This window comes from Chromobacterium sp. ATCC 53434, from assembly GCF_002848345.1.
Taxonomy (GTDB): domain Bacteria; phylum Pseudomonadota; class Gammaproteobacteria; order Burkholderiales; family Chromobacteriaceae; genus Chromobacterium.
Map to the genome: position 1 here is coordinate 1,945,472 of NZ_CP025429.1, position 15,891 is coordinate 1,961,362.

The 15,891-nt window shown below is 67.5% G+C and carries 16 protein-coding genes; 3 read left to right on the top strand and 13 right to left on the bottom strand.

Features of this window, described 5'->3' with window-relative positions:
* From CXB49_RS08760 to CXB49_RS08820, 13 genes are all read right to left on the bottom strand, one after another.
* Positions 1 to 924 (bottom strand): acyltransferase, encoded by a 924-nt coding sequence (locus CXB49_RS08760; protein ID WP_101708043.1) that lies wholly within the window; start codon positions 922 to 924, stop codon positions 1 to 3.
* Positions 921 to 1,655 carry a glycosyltransferase family 2 protein gene (locus CXB49_RS08765; RefSeq protein ID WP_101708044.1) on the bottom strand — a complete coding sequence of 245 codons (735 nt, stop codon included), beginning with the start codon at positions 1,653 to 1,655 and terminating at the stop codon, positions 921 to 923. Before CXB49_RS08765 ends, CXB49_RS08760 begins: the two co-directional genes overlap by 4 nt.
* Positions 1,649 to 3,313, bottom strand: coding sequence for an AMP-binding protein (locus CXB49_RS08770; protein ID WP_101708045.1), 1,665 nt, complete (start codon positions 3,311 to 3,313; stop codon positions 1,649 to 1,651). Before CXB49_RS08770 ends, CXB49_RS08765 begins: the two co-directional genes overlap by 7 nt.
* The gene (locus CXB49_RS08775; RefSeq protein ID WP_101708046.1) at positions 3,306 to 3,851 is read right to left on the bottom strand and encodes a hypothetical protein; all 546 of its coding nucleotides are present in this window, start codon (positions 3,849 to 3,851) and stop codon (positions 3,306 to 3,308) included. The genes CXB49_RS08770 and CXB49_RS08775 overlap by 8 nt, the downstream gene beginning before the upstream one ends.
* Positions 3,852 to 3,853: 2 nt before the next feature.
* Positions 3,854 to 4,105, bottom strand: a complete 252-nt coding sequence (locus CXB49_RS08780) for an acyl carrier protein (protein ID WP_101708047.1) — start codon at positions 4,103 to 4,105, stop codon at positions 3,854 to 3,856.
* Positions 4,106 to 4,131: 26 nt separating this feature from the next.
* Positions 4,132 to 4,392, bottom strand: a complete 261-nt coding sequence (locus tag CXB49_RS08785) for a phosphopantetheine-binding protein (protein WP_101708048.1) — start codon at positions 4,390 to 4,392, stop codon at positions 4,132 to 4,134.
* Complete coding sequence (locus CXB49_RS08790; RefSeq protein WP_101708049.1) at positions 4,373 to 5,155, bottom strand: 1-acyl-sn-glycerol-3-phosphate acyltransferase; 783 nt, start codon at positions 5,153 to 5,155, stop codon at positions 4,373 to 4,375. Before CXB49_RS08790 ends, CXB49_RS08785 begins: the two co-directional genes overlap by 20 nt.
* Positions 5,148 to 5,819 (bottom strand): beta-ketoacyl synthase chain length factor, encoded by a 672-nt coding sequence (locus CXB49_RS08795; protein WP_101708050.1) that lies wholly within the window; start codon positions 5,817 to 5,819, stop codon positions 5,148 to 5,150. Before CXB49_RS08795 ends, CXB49_RS08790 begins: the two co-directional genes overlap by 8 nt.
* A gap of 175 nt (positions 5,820 to 5,994) precedes the next feature.
* On the bottom strand, positions 5,995 to 7,107 hold the full coding sequence (locus CXB49_RS08800) for a 2-methylaconitate cis-trans isomerase PrpF family protein (RefSeq protein ID WP_101710658.1): 1,113 nt from the start codon (positions 7,105 to 7,107) through the stop codon (positions 5,995 to 5,997).
* Positions 7,107 to 8,330, bottom strand: coding sequence for a multifunctional CCA addition/repair protein (locus tag CXB49_RS08805; RefSeq protein WP_101708051.1), 1,224 nt, complete (start codon positions 8,328 to 8,330; stop codon positions 7,107 to 7,109). The genes CXB49_RS08800 and CXB49_RS08805 overlap by 1 nt, the downstream gene beginning before the upstream one ends.
* A 1-nt stretch (position 8,331) precedes the next feature.
* Entirely contained in the window at positions 8,332 to 9,273 is a 942-nt protein-coding gene (locus CXB49_RS08810; protein ID WP_101708052.1) for a complex I NDUFA9 subunit family protein, read from the bottom strand.
* A 10-nt stretch (positions 9,274 to 9,283) separates the two neighbouring features.
* Positions 9,284 to 11,173, bottom strand: coding sequence for a lytic transglycosylase domain-containing protein (locus CXB49_RS08815; protein WP_101708053.1), 1,890 nt, complete (start codon positions 11,171 to 11,173; stop codon positions 9,284 to 9,286).
* Positions 11,174 to 11,306: 133 nt separating this feature from the next.
* Positions 11,307 to 11,705 (bottom strand): VOC family protein, encoded by a 399-nt coding sequence (locus tag CXB49_RS08820; protein ID WP_101708054.1) that lies wholly within the window; start codon positions 11,703 to 11,705, stop codon positions 11,307 to 11,309.
* A gap of 189 nt (positions 11,706 to 11,894) precedes the next feature.
* Between CXB49_RS08820 and CXB49_RS08825 the strand changes: the two genes are divergently transcribed.
* From CXB49_RS08825 to CXB49_RS08835, 3 genes are all read left to right on the top strand, one after another.
* Positions 11,895 to 12,626 (top strand): glutathione peroxidase, encoded by a 732-nt coding sequence (locus CXB49_RS08825; RefSeq protein WP_101708055.1) that lies wholly within the window; start codon positions 11,895 to 11,897, stop codon positions 12,624 to 12,626.
* Between the two features lie 156 nt (positions 12,627 to 12,782).
* A complete protein-coding gene (locus CXB49_RS08830) occupies positions 12,783 to 14,177 on the top strand; it encodes a dihydrolipoyl dehydrogenase (protein WP_101708056.1) in 1,395 nt (464 codons plus the stop codon).
* A 214-nt stretch (positions 14,178 to 14,391) separates the two neighbouring features.
* On the top strand, positions 14,392 to 15,855 hold the full coding sequence (locus CXB49_RS08835) for a T3SS effector OspC family protein (protein ID WP_101708057.1): 1,464 nt from the start codon (positions 14,392 to 14,394) through the stop codon (positions 15,853 to 15,855).
* The last annotated feature ends 36 nt before the right edge of the window (positions 15,856 to 15,891 follow it).

Sequence of the window (15,891 nt, forward strand, 5' to 3'; positions counted from 1 at the left end):
CTATTTCTGGTCCCAGAACGGGAAAAAGTTGAACCAGTCGTACGGCGAGGCGGCAAGCAGCCGCCCCAGCTCGTCGGCGTAACGCGCGGCGTGTCGGGCCATCTCGGTTTCGCGGCCGCTGCGCGGCAGGCGAAGCGCCTCGGCCAGCGGCAGGAAGCTCAGCCTATAACCGGGTCCGCCGCGCACGCAGGCCATCAGATACAGTGGGCAGCGCAACAGATGGGCCAGCAGATAGGGGCCGCAGGGAAAGGGCGCGTCCACGCCGAGGAAGGGCGCGCTGACGGTGCGCTCGCCCCGGACCGGCACGCGGTCGCCGGCGATGGCCACCACCTCGCCGGCGGCTATCTTTTCCTGCAGCAGCACCGCGGTGGCGGCGTTGACGTCGGTGACCTCGATCAGCCGCACCGACTGCTGCGGGTTGAGTCTGTCCAGCAGGTCGTTGAAGCGGCGGGCATGGCGGGTATGCACCAGCACGTTCACCGTCACGTCGGGCGAGTGGTCGGCCAGCGCGCGGCACAGCTCCAGGCAACCGATGTGGGCGGTGACGATCAGCACGCCGCGCCGCTGCCGCAGGCCGGCGATGATTTCGTCGGCGCCGTCTATGGCGACCTTGTCCATCGGATAATGGCCGGCGGTGGCCAAGAGCTTGTCCAGCATGGTGTCGGCGAAGCGCAGCAGATGGCGGAAAGTGTCCAGCCTGCCCGGCGACCGGCCCAGCGCGCCGCTGTACGCCTGCAGCCTTTGCAGATATTGCAGCGAGGCGGCGCGGGCCGGGGCGCAGGCCAGCCAGTAGCAGGCGACGATCGGCAGCAGGCAGGCGCGGAACAAGCGCCGCCCCAGCAGGCGGTGGACCCAGTACAGCAGCGAGATGCCGGCGACGAAGGTGTTCTCGCCGATGCCGGCCCAATGATGGGACCGCTTCATCGCCGCACCTTGCGGGCCAGCAGCAGCGGCATGCGCGGCAGCATGCCGAAGAACAGTTTGGCGTGCATGCGGCCGATGCGAAGATTGTCGCGCCACAGCTGGAAGTGCGACACACCGTCCAGCGGGTAGCTGACGCGGGTGGGCTGGTTGACGAAGCGCATGCCGCGCCAGCTCAGCCGCACCAGCACCTCGACGTCGAAATCCATCCGCAGGCCCAGCCTGACATGATCGAACAGCGGCACGGTGGCGGCCAGCGGGTAGACGCGGAAGCCGCACATCGCGTCGGCGATGTCCAGCGACAAGGTGTTGATCCAGACCCAGACGTGGGTGGCGTAGCGGCCGTAGCGGCGACTCTTGGGCGCGTCGGCGTCGTATAGCGGGCAGCCGCAGATCAGCGCCTCCGGATGGCGCCGGGCCAGATCGAGGAAGCGCGGGACGTCGGCGCCGTCGTGCTGGCCGTCGGCGTCGATTTGCAAGGCGTGGCTGAAGCCGAGCGCCTGCGCCGCGCGCAGTCCGGCTATCATCGCGCCGCCCTTGCCGCTGTTGACCGGCAGGCGGACCAGATGGATCCGTTCGTCGCCGGCGGCCAGCGCGTCCAGCACGCCGGCGCAATAGCCGTCGCTGCCGTCGTCGACCAGCACGCAGGGAAGGTCCTGGGCGCGCAGCGCGGCGACGACGCTGCCGACCGCGTCGCCATGGTTGTAAACGGGAACGACCGCGCAGATCAGCATGCGGGCTCCGAGAAGCGCAATTTGCCGCTGGCGTGCGCATGCTCGCCGCTGACGTAGCCGAAGCTGACGCAGCCGCGCTCGCGGTCGTGGCGCAGCTCCAGCCGGACGACGGCGCCCGGGTCGATGATGCGCTGGAATTTCAGGTTGTCGACGCCGCAGAAGGCCGGCGGCAGCTCGAACAGTTCGCGGGCGAAACGCACGCTCCAGTCCAGCTGGGTGACGCCGGGCAACAGCGGAAAACCGGGGAAGTGGCCGGCGAAGTCCGGCAGCGAGGCCGCGGCCTCGACTTGCAGCACCGCGTGTTCGGCGGAGCGTTCCAGCAGGGCGGCGTGCGGGCGGCTCGGCTCGAACCACGACAGCAGCGTCGCCTGGGTGATCTTGCCCTGGGCGTTGATCGGCAGGCGGAATCCGTAGCGCCAGTGGCGCGGCAGGGCCTCGGCGATCACGCTGTCCTTGATGCCGTTCAGCAGCGCGGCGGCGAAGGCGCGGCGACCGACGCGCGCCAGTTCGCTCCAGCCGGCGGCATTGGGCACCGCGGCGACGCCGAGCAGATCGCGCGCGCCGGGCAACGGCAGCGCTCGCAGCGCCTCGAACAGGCCGCTGGCGAGCAGGGCGTCCTCCACCGCGTCCAGCGACACGCGCTTCTCCTCGAGCTTGACGATGCGGTCGGCCCGGCCCAGCAAGGCGAAGCCGCCATCCTGGGCGCGGACCCGGTCGCAGGTCGCGTGCCAGCCGTCATCGGCCAGATGGGGGGAGCGCAGCGCCAGGCTCTCGCCGTCGATTCTGACTTCTATGCCGGGTAGCGCTTGCCAGGCGTCGCTCGCGTCCGCTTCGCGGCGGCGCCAGGCGATGCCGCCGGTCTCGGTGCTGCCGAACACCTCGTAAGGCGCCTGGCCCAGCGTTTCCCGGCAGTTTTGCAAGCCGGCCTCGTCCAGCGGGCCGCCGGACGAAAAAACCGCCGCCGGCCGCGCGGTCTGCCAGGCCAGCTGGCGAGGCAGACGCTTCAGGTGGGCGGGGCTGGCGATCAGCAGGCTGGGCGTGCCGTCAAGCGCGGCGAGCAGGCTTTCGGGAAAGGCGTGGCGGTTGCTGGCGAACGGCCTGCCGGCAGCCAGCGGCCACAACACGCGGAACAGCAGGCCATAGATGTGCTGGTGGGAGACGGTGGCTTCGACCCGACAGTTTGCCGGCAGCGAGCGGTCCCAGCGCTGCGACAACGTGACGGTTTCGGCGGCCAGCTGACGCAGTGTCTTGGCTATGGTCTGCGGTTCTCCGGTGGAGCCGGAGGTGAACAGCAGCAGGCCGCAATCGTCGGCCAGCGGGGCGAAAGCCTCGTCGCCGTCGGCCGCCGCTTGCTGCGGGTCCAGCCGTGGCATGCCCAGCCGGGCGATGCGCTCGCGGGTGGCGGGCAGGTCGTCGGCCGGCAGGCAGACGGTCTTGCCGGCATGCCAGGCGCCCAGCAGCGCGGCGGCGAATTCGAAGCCGTCCTCCAGATGGAGGGCGACGGCGGTTTCCGGCTGGCGGGCCAGCGCGGCGCGCCAGCGGGCGGCCAGGCGCCGCAAGTCGGCGAAGCTGTGCTCTCGTTGCCCGGAATAGGCAACGGGATGGGTGTCGGCGCGGCCTGCGCTGAGCAGCCGCTGCAGGGGGAGGAAATCAGCCATGAAAAGTATTGCGGGATTGGATGCGCCGGCGCACCAGCCATTCGCCGCCGAACAGCGCGCCCATCAGCAGATAGGAGACGCAGCCGTTGTAGGCGGTCCATACGGCATTGTCGGCCCATAGCGCGGTGGCCAGCGAGACGCCGCCGTTGACGATGAAGAAGCCGCACCATACCTGGGTGACGGCGCGCGTGTAGCGAACGCCGGCGGCGTCCAGTTCCGGCTCGGTCAGGCGGGCCAGCCGTTCGACCACCGGCGGGCCGAAGCGCAGGCTGGCGGCGAAAATGGCGAACAGGACGGCGTTGACCAGCAGTGGGTAGAGTTTCAGTGGCAGCAGGCCGTTGCCCAGCATGCTGAACGCGGCCAGCAGCAGTGTGGCGGCGCAAGCCCAGTACCATGCCCGTTGCCGCGTGCTCAGCGCGCGCAACAGCGCGATGCCGACCAGTGCGCCGGCGAGCAGTCGCGGATCGACGCGTCCCTGGCCGAAATAGATCAGGAACGGGTAGCAGAGGGTCAGCAGGCCGGCCAGCACGGTCGACATCGTTAGCCGTTTTCCTGCATCAGGCCGTGCAGAGCGTCGACCACGTCCTGCAGCGTGCGTACCGACTTGAACACGTCCGGCTGCAGGCGCTTGCCGATCAGCGGACGGAATTGCACGATCAGGTCGACCGCGTCGATGCTGTCTATGTCAAGATCCTCGCGCAGCCGCGCGTCGGGGCGGATGGCGTCGGCCTCGATTTCGAAAGTTTCCTGCAACACCTTGCTCAGGCGCTCGAAGAGTTCGTCTTTGGTCATGGCAGTCTCCGGGGTGAGTGGGGGCGTTACAGCTTGCGGGCGGTGGCGACGAAGCTCGCCAGCGCGGCGATGCTGGCGAAGTGGCGCCGGGTTTCCTCGGCGTCCGGAGACAGCGTCACGCCGTAGCGTTTCTGCAGGGCGAGGCCCAGCTCCAGCGCATCGATGGAGTCCAGCCCGAGGCCTTCCCCGAATAGCGCCGCGTCGCTTGCGATATCGTCGGCGGTGATGTCTTCGAGGTTCAGCGCGTCGATCAAGAGCGTCTTGATCTCAAGTTCCAGGTTTTGCATGCGGTTTTGATTGGCTCAGGAAAAAATCGTGCAAGTAATGGGTCAGGCTGCGGGCGGCGATAGCCTCGCCGCAGTCCTGGGTAAAGGGCTCGACCGGCAGGTCGTCTCTGACTTCTATCGTGAAGCGTATCGGTCTCGCGGGAATGCGCCACCATGGTTGACCCTTGGCAAGCCCGCGGGGTTCGCAGTGTATCGTGACCGGCGTGATGCTGCGCTGGCCTCGCACCGCGATATTGGCCGCTCCGCGCTGCAGTCTGAGCGAGCCGTCGAGCGGCGTGCGGGTGCCCTCGGGGAAAATCACCAGATTGTTGCCGGCCCGCAGCGAGTGTATGCAGTCCTGGATCAGGCCTTCGCTGGAGTCATTGCAAATATAGCCGGATGCGCGAACGGGGCCCCGGGTGAACGGGTTTCGCGCCAGCGAGGACTTCACCACGCAATCGGCGTTCGGCAGCAGGGAAATCAGGAACACCACGTCGATCAGCGTCGGATGGTTGGCCAGTATCAGCAGGCCGGACCGGTCCAGCTTTTCCGCGCCGACGATTCGGTAGCTGAGCAGGCCCAGCGCGCGCATCAGGCGAACGAAAGTCGCGAAGCTGATTTGCACGACGCGGCGCGACAGCCGGGCGCGCTTTTCGGCGTCCCAGACCAGCAGGAACAGCAGTGGAAAGACGCTCAGCGAAAACAGCGCGCCGCCCAGTCCGAACAAGGAAAAGGCGATGGCCGTGGCGAGCAGGCGCCATAAATAATTGCAGCGCTCAGTCATGTCGTTGCCAGAGCCAGGCGTGTTTGCCGCACTGATGATGATGGGAGGCGGCGTCGCCGTTCAGAAACGCCCAGGGGTGGCCCTGGTCTTCCCGGCAGCCTTGGGCGGCGCCGAGGCTGAGGCGGGGGCCCTGATCGGACAGCCGGAGCACACAGCCCCAGGCCAGCAGCGGCGAGTGTTCGGCCTCGTAGCCGGCGTACGGTTCCGGCAGCGGCGCGTCGCAAGCGATCAGACGCACCGATTCGGCGCCGTCGACCAGCATGCCCAGCGCTTCGCAGAATGCCGCCTCGACGGTTTCCGGCCCCGCCGCGATCGCGGTGTACTGGCCGCGGTGATTCGTCAGGATGCCATGCAGCGCCGCGATGGCGTTGTGCACCGACAGGCTGAACTGGGTGGGCGAGAGTCCCTCGCCGTCGCTGAGCTGGGTCAGCAATTCGATCGAGCGGGCGATGTCGCCATAGCGCGACGCGTAAACCAGCGGCGCGTCGCCGTGCTCCTGCAGGCCGAATGCGGCATGCAGCGAGGCCTTGCACAAGGGGCTCATGCGGCGGCGCTGCATCGGAGGCACTTGGGGCAAGGGCGGCTGGATTGTCTGGCTATCGATTTCGACGTGGCTGGGCCAGCTGATCAGCTTGTCGATAGAGAAATGCAGACTGGATGACATCGTGGCTTCATTGGTTCTAAATGGAATTACAGAAATCTTTAATATCGGTACACAAACAGATAGTGTGCGATTTTACATTTATAAATAAAAAAAATGAAATAAGGGAACAATTTTGCGCCCGCGATGTCTCATCTCGCGTCCGCAGGACGCGAGGAGTCGGGGCGGTTGAAGGCCGCTATTCCAGCGGAATGAAGGCTTCGCCGCGCATCAGCGGCCGGGCGGTGCGGGTCATCACCACCTCGTCGACGGTCCAGCCGAGCTCGCCCAGCCCCAGCACCGCCTCCAGCGTCTGCTGGCCGCCGGCATGGCCGAAGGTCAGCGGCATGCCGCGCACCGCGCCGCCGGCCAGCTCCGCCGCCAGCGTGCCTTCGACGGCGCAGGCGCAGGCCAGCGCGATGGCGCCGGTGCCGGAGTAGGCGTGATGGAGCCGCCGGCCCGACAGCACGCGGGCCTCGATCTGGCGCTCCGGCTCGCGGCTGGGCGCCAGGAAGCTGATCCGCGGCGTGCCGGGTCGTTCGCGTTCCGCCTCGAAAATGTCGGAAGCCAGGCCCATCGCCACCGAGGCGGTCGCGCGGGCCAGTTCCAGCCGGCGCAGCGCCGCCAGTTCGATCTCGCCGTTGCGCTCATGGCCTTGCAGGCCGAAATCGCGCGCCCGCACGAACAGGGTCGGGTTGCCGGCGTCGACCAGCGTCGCCTCGACATGGCTGCCGTCCGGCAGCTTCAGCTCGTCTATCAGCCTGCCGGTGGGAAAGAGCTCGCCGGAGCAGCCGCCTACCGGATCCAGGAAACGCAGCCGGATCGGCGCGCCCGGCGTGGCGATGCCGTCTATGCGGAAATCGCCCTGGCATACCGGCTGGCCGTTGAAGATCTCCAGCTCCGCCAGGATGCGCTTGCCGACGTTGGCCTGCCAGATGGAGAGGGTGGCGACGCCGTCTCCCGGCCGCGCCAGTCCCTCCATCACCGCGAACAACGGCACCGCCGAAGCCAGATTGCCGCAGTTGCCGGACCAGTCTATCCGCGCTTCGCGCAGGGCGACTTGGCCGAACAGGCAGTCGACGTCGCAATTTTCGCGGCGGGAAGGACTCAGGATGACCACCTTGCTGGTGCTGGACAGGCCGGCGCCCAGTCCGTCCAGTTGCAGTCCGTGAGGGTCGGGACTGCCGAGCGCGCGCAGCAGCATCGGCTCCCAGCACGCGGTGTCTTCCGGCAGCGCGTCGGCGCGAATGAACAATCCCTTGCTGGTGCCGCCTCGCATCAGCGTGGCGGGCAGGCGATAGACGTTGTCCATCAGCGGCTCTCCCATTGCTCCTTGCAGTTGGCGATGACTTCGGTCCGGGCCGCGTCCAGCGTCGCGGGAATGGCGGCCTTGTCGACGCAGGCGGCCGCTATGGCGCCGGCATCAATTTGCAGCGTAGCAGCCAGCAGCGCGGCGAGATAGTCTTTCTGCGGATATGGCGCGTCTTCGAAATGCAGCCGGCCGCGCGAATCGGCCAGGCAGGCATCCAGCATCAGCAGGAAACGTTCGGGCCGGCGCAGCGCGTCGCAGTCCTTGAACAGCCGCAGCACGGTGGCGGGCCGCAGTTGCCGCGCCTGGTGCACCTTGGTGTGATGCACCAGGGTGATATGGGCAAGATCGCGGCAGTCGCTGGGCACCCGCAGCCGGCGGCACAGCTCCGCCAGCGGGGCGATGCCGCGTTCCTCGTGGCCGATATGGCGCGGCAGCACCTCGTCCGGCGTCAGCGCCTTGCCCAGGTCGTGTCCCAGCGCGGCGAAGCGCACCGTCAGCGGATAGCCGGCCGCGGCGGCGTAGTCCAGCACCCGCATGGTGTGGTCGCCGCAGTCGATCTCCGGATGGTAGTCGGCGCGTTGCGGCACGCCGAACAGCGCGTCCACCTCGGGCAGCACGCGCGCCAGCGCGCCGCATTCGCGCAGCGTCAGCAGCATGCGAGACGGCTTGGCCTCCATCAGGCCCTTGGCCAGCTCCTGCCATACCCTTTCGGCCACCAGCGCGTCCGCCTCGCCGTCGCCCACCATCTGGCGCATCAGCGCCATCGTCTCCGGCGCCACCGCGAAGTCGAAGCGGGCGGCGAAGCGCGCCAGCCGCAGGATGCGCACCGGGTCCTCGGCGAAGGCCGGGCTGACGTGGCGCAGCACGCGCGCCTTCAGATCCGCCTGTCCGCCATACGGGTCGGTCAGGCTGCCGTCGGCCGCCTCGGCGATCGCGTTGATGGTCAGGTCGCGCCGGGCCAGGTCCTCCTCCAGCGTCACGTCGGGCGAGGTGTGGAAGGTGAAACCGTGGTAGCCCATGCCGACCTTGCGCTCGGTGCGGGCCAGCGCGTACTCCTCATGCGTCTCGGGGTGCAGGAACACCGGAAAATCCTTGCCGACCGGGCGGTAGCCGCGCGCGAGCATTTCATCCGGACCGGCGCCGACGACGACCCAATCCCTGTCCTTGACCGGCAGATTCAGCAGGCGGTCGCGCACGGCGCCGCCGACGATGTAAATCTCCATCTCAGCGCGCCGCCTTCGTCCGGTAGCCGGACATGGTGTCGTTGCGGTCGCGGCCGGCCAGCCAGTCCGGCGCCAGCGCCGACAGCGCCGCCGGCTCGAAGCCCAGCAGCTCGGACGGAAAGGGCTGCTCGGCTATATTGTCCCGCCGCAGCGAGCGCACATTGTCCCGGCTCATCAGCGTCGGTCCCGGCAGCCGCTCCATCAACGCGGCCTGCAGCATCGCCAGCGCGTCGGGCAGGCCGATCACCGGCCGCGGGTAGCCGCTGGCGCGTCCGGCCAGCCGGGCCAGCTCCGCCAGCGTGTAGATTTCCGGGCCGGCCAGGTCCAGCTTGCGGCCCGCGGTTTCGCCGCGCGCCAGGCTTTCGCAGACGGCGCGGGCCACGTCGTCGACCCAGACCGGCGCCATCCGGCAGCCGGAACCGGCCAGCGGCAGCACCGGCAGCAGCTTTTGCAGGGAGGCGAACATATTGAGGAAGGCGTCGTCTCGTCCGAACACCACGGACGGACGCAGTATGGTCCAGTCCAGCCCGCTGTTTTCCACCGCCAGCTCGCCCAGCGCCTTGGTCTGCTGATAGTCGCTGGGCGCGTCCTGGGCCGCGCCCAGGGCGCTGACATGCAATAGCCGGCGCACGCCATGCTGGCGGCAGGCGGCGGCGATTTTCTCCGGCAGCTCGGCGTGCGCCTTTTCGAACTGCGCCCGGCTGCCGTGCAGGATGCCGACCATGCTGATCACGGCGTCGTGGCCGGCGATCAGCCGCGCGAGCTCGGCGGGGGCGTGGATGTCGGCGCGGACCAGCTCGGCCGACGGCAGCACGCGGAACGCGGGCAGGTCGAGTCGGCGGCTGGCGATAGTCAGCCGGTGGCCGCGGCCGGCCAAGCGGGCGGCCAGGTGGCGGCCGATGAAGCCGCTGCCGCCTATCAGGCAAATCTTTTGTGCGCTCATGTCGTCTTCCTCAGCGCGCCGGCACCACGCCCATGCGGTTCTTCAGCGAGATGTTGGCGTGGCCGAAGGTGCTGGAGTAGTAGGCGGCGTTGGCCATCACTTTCTGCACGTAGTCGCGGGTTTCGCTGAACGGAATGGTTTCGGCGTAGATGGCGCCGTCCAGCGGCCGGTCGGCCTGCCAGTTGCGGGCGCGGCCCGGGCCGGCGTTGTAGGCGGCGGTGGCCATCACCATATTGCCGGACAGATTGTCCAGCACATAGCGTAGATACCAGGTGCCGAGCTGGACATTGGTGTCGATGTCGTTGACGGCGAAATGGGTCAGTCCTATCTTCTTGGCCGCCCATTTGGCGGTGGCCGGCATCAGCTGCATCAGGCCGGAGGCGCCGACGCCGGAACGCGCCATCGTGATGAAGCGGCTTTCCTGGCGGATCAGGCCGTAGACCCAGGCGTCGTCGATGTCGAGCTGGCCGGCGTATTTGCGCGTGATGTCACGATAGGGCGTCAGGTAGCGCAGCGAAAAGTCGTGCTCTTCCTTGGTGCGCTCCGCGCTGTAGATGGCCATGTCGTAGAAGCCTTCCTTGCGCGCGATCTCTGCGGCCGCCAAGAGCTCCATATCGTCGCGGCCGCGCATCGCCCAGCGCCATTCGCGCTGCGCGTCGGTGCGGAATTCGGGCTTGGTGTAGACCTCGGCCACGGCCAGCAGCGCCAGCGAGCGGCGGATCGCCGGGTCCGCCCGCATCTGGCTCACTTCGTCCGGGCCCGGCGTGCCTTTGCTGGCGGACGCGGACAGGCTGTTGCCCAGCTCTTCCAGCGACAACAGCGCGTAATAGCTGTGGCCGACGCTGGCCAGGCTGAACAACGGCGCGGCCTCGACCGGCCGTCCTTGCTGCTTCAGCGAGCGGGCCAGCCAGTAGCGCCAGGCGGGGCGGGACGATACTGTCTGCGGCATGCGGCGGATGATGCCGTCCAGCTGCGTCCATTGTTCCAGCCGCAGCGCCGAGCGCGCCCACCATTCCCATTGATCGGCGGTCAGCTGGCGAGCGTCGGCCTTGTCGAACCATTGCAAGGCCTGACCGGCCAGCTGCTTGCGCGCCGACAGCAGCGCCAGCTGGCCCCAGCCGAAGCCGCGGCGGTCCGGCGTCATCTCCGGCGCGGCGCGCAGCAGCGCGGAGGCGGCGCCGTCCAGATCGGTCTTGCCCTTGCGGACGATGTCAAACAGCGCGGCCTCCTGGCCGCCCGGCGTCGCCAGGCTGGCATTGGCCGGCTTGCTCAGCGCGGCGTTGTCCAGCGGCAGCTGGGTGTCGATGGCGAATTGCCGGGCCTGGCTGACGAAGTTGCCGGCCAGCAGCAGGCGGGTGCGCCGCCACAGCCAGTCCTGGTCGATCAGGCCGCGGGCATAGACGCCCTCTATCAGCCGGTTGCAGCCATCCGGCGTCGATTTGCTCTCGAGGAAACGATCGAGATTGTCCGGCTTCTGCCCCTGGCGCAGCAGCATCAGCTGGCCGTAGCAGCCGGACTCCTCGTCGCGGCCTTCCTCCGGCAGTTTCTTCCATTCCTCGGCGAAACTCGTCCAGTTTTCTCGCTGGCCCAGCTTCTTCACCCATTCATTGCGTATGCGCTCGGCCATCAGGCCGCCCGGGGCCCGCGCGAGGAAGCGCATCACCTCGACGTCGTCGTTGCGGTCCAGCGCGCGCCAGGCGAGCCAGTAGGCCGGGTAGTCCTTCAGCGGGTAGGCGGACGGCAGGCTGTCGCCGAGCTGGGCCAGTCGCGCCAGGTCGTTGGCGCGGTAGGCGTCGCGCGCGGCGAGCAGCGTGTCGTCGGGGCCGGCCAGGGCCGGCAGGGCGGCGCCGAGAGCCAGGCCCATGGCGGCCAGGCGGAAGGTGGAGGTCAAGACTTTCATGTGCATTCCGTGTGGTGGGTGGTGGCCGCGCCGGCGGGCGACCGCTGCGGACGGATGCCGTCCGCACGCATCGATATTTCACTATGACAGGCGGCGACGGCGCGTGCTGGCTTTCGCGCCGGTCCGTCGCCGCTCAGTTTTCGGTCTCGGTCTGATAGAACTCGATCGGCAACTGGTCGGGGTCGGCGCAGAAGAAAAAGCGCGCGCCGGTGTATTCGTCTGTCCGCAATGGCTCGACCGCGACGCCCTCGGCTTGCAGGCGTTCGCGCATCGCCGCCGCGTCGGCGCAGGCCAGCGCCAGGTGACGCAGGCCGCAGGCTTCCGGACGTGTCGGGCGCGGCGGCGGGGCCGGAAAGCTGAACAGCTCGATCCCGCCGCCGCCTGGCAGGGCCAAGTCGAGTTTCCAGGACTGTTTTTCCTCGCGCCAGTTCTCGGCGATCACGTCCAGGCCGAGGACGCGATGGTAGAAATCGCGCGAGCGCGCGTAGTCGGACGCGATGATGGCGATGTGGTGCAGGCCGGTGATATGCATGGCTGTTGAGGCTGGGTGTTGCCGGATGCCGCCATTTTAGCGTCGCGGCGGGCGGGCTGCCCAGCGGCGGCGATGCTTATTGAGAAAGACAATCGAAGTTCTTTGGACAATCAATTAGACGAATTTGTCGTTGGCTATCAGAATCCACTCATCGATTGAATTTAACCGAAGTCAACCCAGGAGATAAGCATGCTGCAACATCGTGAAGGCCAACGCGTACCGAACGTCACTTTCCGCATCCGCGAAAACAACGAGTGGAAAAACGTCAGCACCGACGAGCTGTTCGCCGGCAAGACCATCGCCTTGTTCTCGCTGCCGGGCGCGTTCACCCCGACCTGCTCGTCCACCCACCTGCCGCGCTACAACGAACTGGCGCCGGCATTCCGCGCCAACGGCGTCGACGCCATCCTGTGCGTGTCGGTCAACGACACCTTCGTGATGAACGAATGGGCCAGCGACCAGGAAGCCGCCAACATCGTGATGATCCCGGACGGCAACGGCGAGTTCACCGAAGGCATGGGCATGCTGGTCGACAAGGCCGATCTGGGCTTCGGCAAGCGCAGCTGGCGCTATTCGATGCTGGTCAAGGACGGCGTGGTGGAAAAGATGTTCATCGAGCCGCAGGAGCCGGGCGATCCGTTCAAGGTGTCCGACGCCGACACGATGCTGGACTACATCAACCCGACCGCCAAGAAGCCGGACCAGGTCGTGGTGTTCACCAAGGTGGGCTGCCCGCACTGCGCGCGCGCCAAGGCCGTGCTGAGCGAAAACGGCTACGAATTCGTCGAGGTGCCGCTGGACAACAAGGTGCGCGGCAAGGTGCTGGGCGCCGTGTCCGGCAAGATGACCGCCCCGCAGGTGTTCATCAACGGCGAGCTGATCGGCTCGGCCGACGAAGTGGAAAAGCGCTTCGCCAAGTAAGACGTTCGTGCCGATGGCTTCGGGCCCTGACGCCATCGGCAATCTTTGGGCCGGTACTCCTGCCGGCCGTTTTTTCCAGCTGGGATGCGGGACGGCATGTATTCCATCATGCGCAGCGTGCCGCGCCGCATCCCCGCCAGATAGAGGACAATAACGATGAAAACCGTTCATATCGACGTAGCCGTCATCGGCGCCGGCACCGCCGGCCTCGCCGCCTACCGCGCCGCCAAGGCTGGCGGCGCCTCCGCGCTGATCATCGAGGGCGGCGCGCACGGCACCACCTGCGCCCGCGTCGGCTGCATGCCGTCCAAGCTGTTGATCGCCGCCGCCGAGGCCGCCCATCATGCCGGCCACACCGATATGTTCGGCGTCCATGTCGATGGCGACATCCGCGTCGACGGCCGCGAGGTGATGGCCAGGGTCAGGAGCGAGCGCGACCGCTTCGTCGGCTTCGTCGTCCGCGGCGTCGACGGCATTCCGGCCAAAGACAAGCTGGCCGGCTATGCCCGCTTCGTCGACAACACCACGCTGCAGGTGGACAACCATACCATCGTCCAGGCCCGTCGCGTCGTGATCGCCACCGGTTCGTCGCCTTCGCTGCCGGCGCCGTTCACCGCCTTCGGCGACCGTCTGATCGTCAACGACGACGTATTCGACTGGGAGACGCTGCCGGAAAGCGTCGCGGTCTTCGGTCCCGGCGTGATCGGCCTGGAGCTGGGCCAGGCGCTGTCGCGCCTCGGGGTGCGGGTGCGCGTGTTCGGCGTCGGCGGCGGCGTCGGTCCGCTGAGCGATCCGGCGGTGCGGGCCTATGCCCGCGAGGCCTTGTCCGCGCAGTTCTATCTCGATCCGGACGCCAAGGTGCTGGAGATGGGCGTCGTCGACGGCCGGGCCAGGATACGCTTTGTCGCGCTGGACGGCGAGGAGACGACGGACAACTTCGACTATGTGCTGGCCGCCACCGGCCGCACGCCCAATGTCCGCGGCCTGGGACTGGAGAACACCAGCCTGAAGCTGGACGCCCGCGGCGTGCCGCTGTTCGACGCCCGCACGATGCAGTGCGGCGACTCTCCGGTCTTCATCGCCGGCGACGCCAACAACATCCTGCCGCTGTTGCACGAGGCGGCCGACGAGGGCAGGACCGCCGGCGCCAACGCCGCCGTCTATCCGGACGTCGGCGCCGGGCTGCGCCGCTCCACCATCGCCGTGGTGTTTTCCGATCCGCAGATGATGATGGTGGGCAGCCGCTTCGCCGACCTCGCCGACGGCGAGTTCGTCATCGGCGCGGTCAGTTTCGAGGACCAGGGCCGAAGCCGGGTGATGGGCGTCAACAGCGGTCTGCTGCATGTCTACGCCGACAAGGCGAGCGGCCGCTTCCTCGGCGCCGAGATGATAGGCCCGCGGGCCGAGAATCTGGCCCATCTGCTGGCCTGGAGCCATCAGCAGCAGTTGACCGTCGAGCGGATGCTGGACATGCCGTTCTATCACCCGGTGATAGAGGAAGGCCTGCGCACCGCCTTGCGCGACGCGGCCGCGAAGCTGGAACAGAAGTAAGCCAAGCCGGATCCCGCCGGTTTCGATGGCGGCCCGCCCGGCGCTTTTCGGCCCGCCGATGGCTTGACGCCATCGCGGGTTTTTTATTGTCAGGGCGGCGCCGACCGCCGTTGGCGGCCCGCGTTCAGGCGGGCCCGGGTGGGTGGTTTTTGCAAGCGACGGACCGGGCATTTAATAAAAATGCACGCTCACCTGATCTTGGAGCTGAGGCCCGATGCGAGTAGAAACCCATTCCCCGTCTTTCACAAACCCGAACCCGGCAGAAGCCTGCTCCGGCGACCCGACCGAGATGGGAAGCCGTCTGAGCGGCGTCAGCCGGGCGCCGTTGCCGCATGCGGCGGCCGGCCGGGACGGGGAGGCCGCGGCCGCCGGCAAAATCGGCGCTTTCTTGCGCAAGGCCGTGGCGGCGCAGTCCTATGGCCTGATGTTCGCGAACGGCAAGCTGTTCGAGGCCACCGGCGACGCGCTGGAAAAGCGGGAGCAATACGGCTTCAGCGCCTTGAAGCGGCTGGACGGCCTGTCCCGGCGCAATCTGGACGCGGTAGCGGCCAGGCTGGGCGCGCTGGATTCCGCCGAGCAGGCCTTGAAGCAACATATCATGGCCGGCGCCTGGCATTTTCGCCATCAGTCCAACGCGGCGCTGGACGATGGCGAGAAGGCGACGATCGCGTCCAATCATTTGCTGTCCCGACAGGCCCGGTCTTCTGGCGGCAACACCTTCGCCGACGACAAGGCCCTGTTGAGCAATCATGATTTCGTATTCTTCGGCGTGGAGTTCTCAGGGCGGGACAAGAACGACAAGCCGTTGAACCACAAGCACAGCACGATGGATTTCGGCGCGAACGCCTACGTTGTCTCCGACGCGCTGCCGGCGTGCCGCAATGGCTACCTGACCCTGACCGACCATTTTTTCAATAGGGTGCCCGGCGGACGCGAGGCCGAACATCAGGATTTCGTCGGGCGCTTTGCGCAGATGGGGCGGGAGTCGGGCCGCTGGATTCACGAGGGGAAGTACCGGCAGAACGCGCCCTTGTTCTGCTATCGCGACATGAAGGCCGCGGTGGCCCTGCACCTGATCGAGTTCATGCGCAATAGCCAGGACGAGGCTTTCAAGGCCTATGTGTTCGATCAAGCCACGCAGTCGGGGCCGGCGCTGGACCGGGTGCTGAACAGCGTCTTCCAGGCCGAGTTCCATATTCCGCGGCTGATGGCGACGACCGATTACGCCAAGCACCCGCTGCGCCCGATGCTGTTGAAGGAGGCGGTGGACTCGGTGAACCTGCCGGCCTTGTCGGACCTGGTTTCAAACCGGGGCGACGCGGTGACGGCGATGTGGCATGCCATCAACAAGGGAAAGGACGAGGTGGTGGCCTATTTGCTGGGCAACTGGCAGTTCGAGGCCAAGGACTTTTCCCACGCGCCGGCCGGTTTCTACCATGAGCTGAACTACGCGCTGAGCGAGTCCGGCGCCAGCGTTTATATCCTGGACCAGTTCCTGTCTCGCGGCTGGGCGGCGGTGAACGCGCCGTTCGAGCATGTGAATCGTGGCGACACGATGCTGGACAACGCGGTCAAATACGGCAATCGCGAAATGGTGGCGGCGTTGATCAAGCACGGGGCCGACCGAAACCTGCTGTCCAAGTGGCACAAGAGCGATCTGGACGCCTTGCTGGCCTAGCGTCGGCGACGCAGGCCGCATGAAAAAACCGTCCCG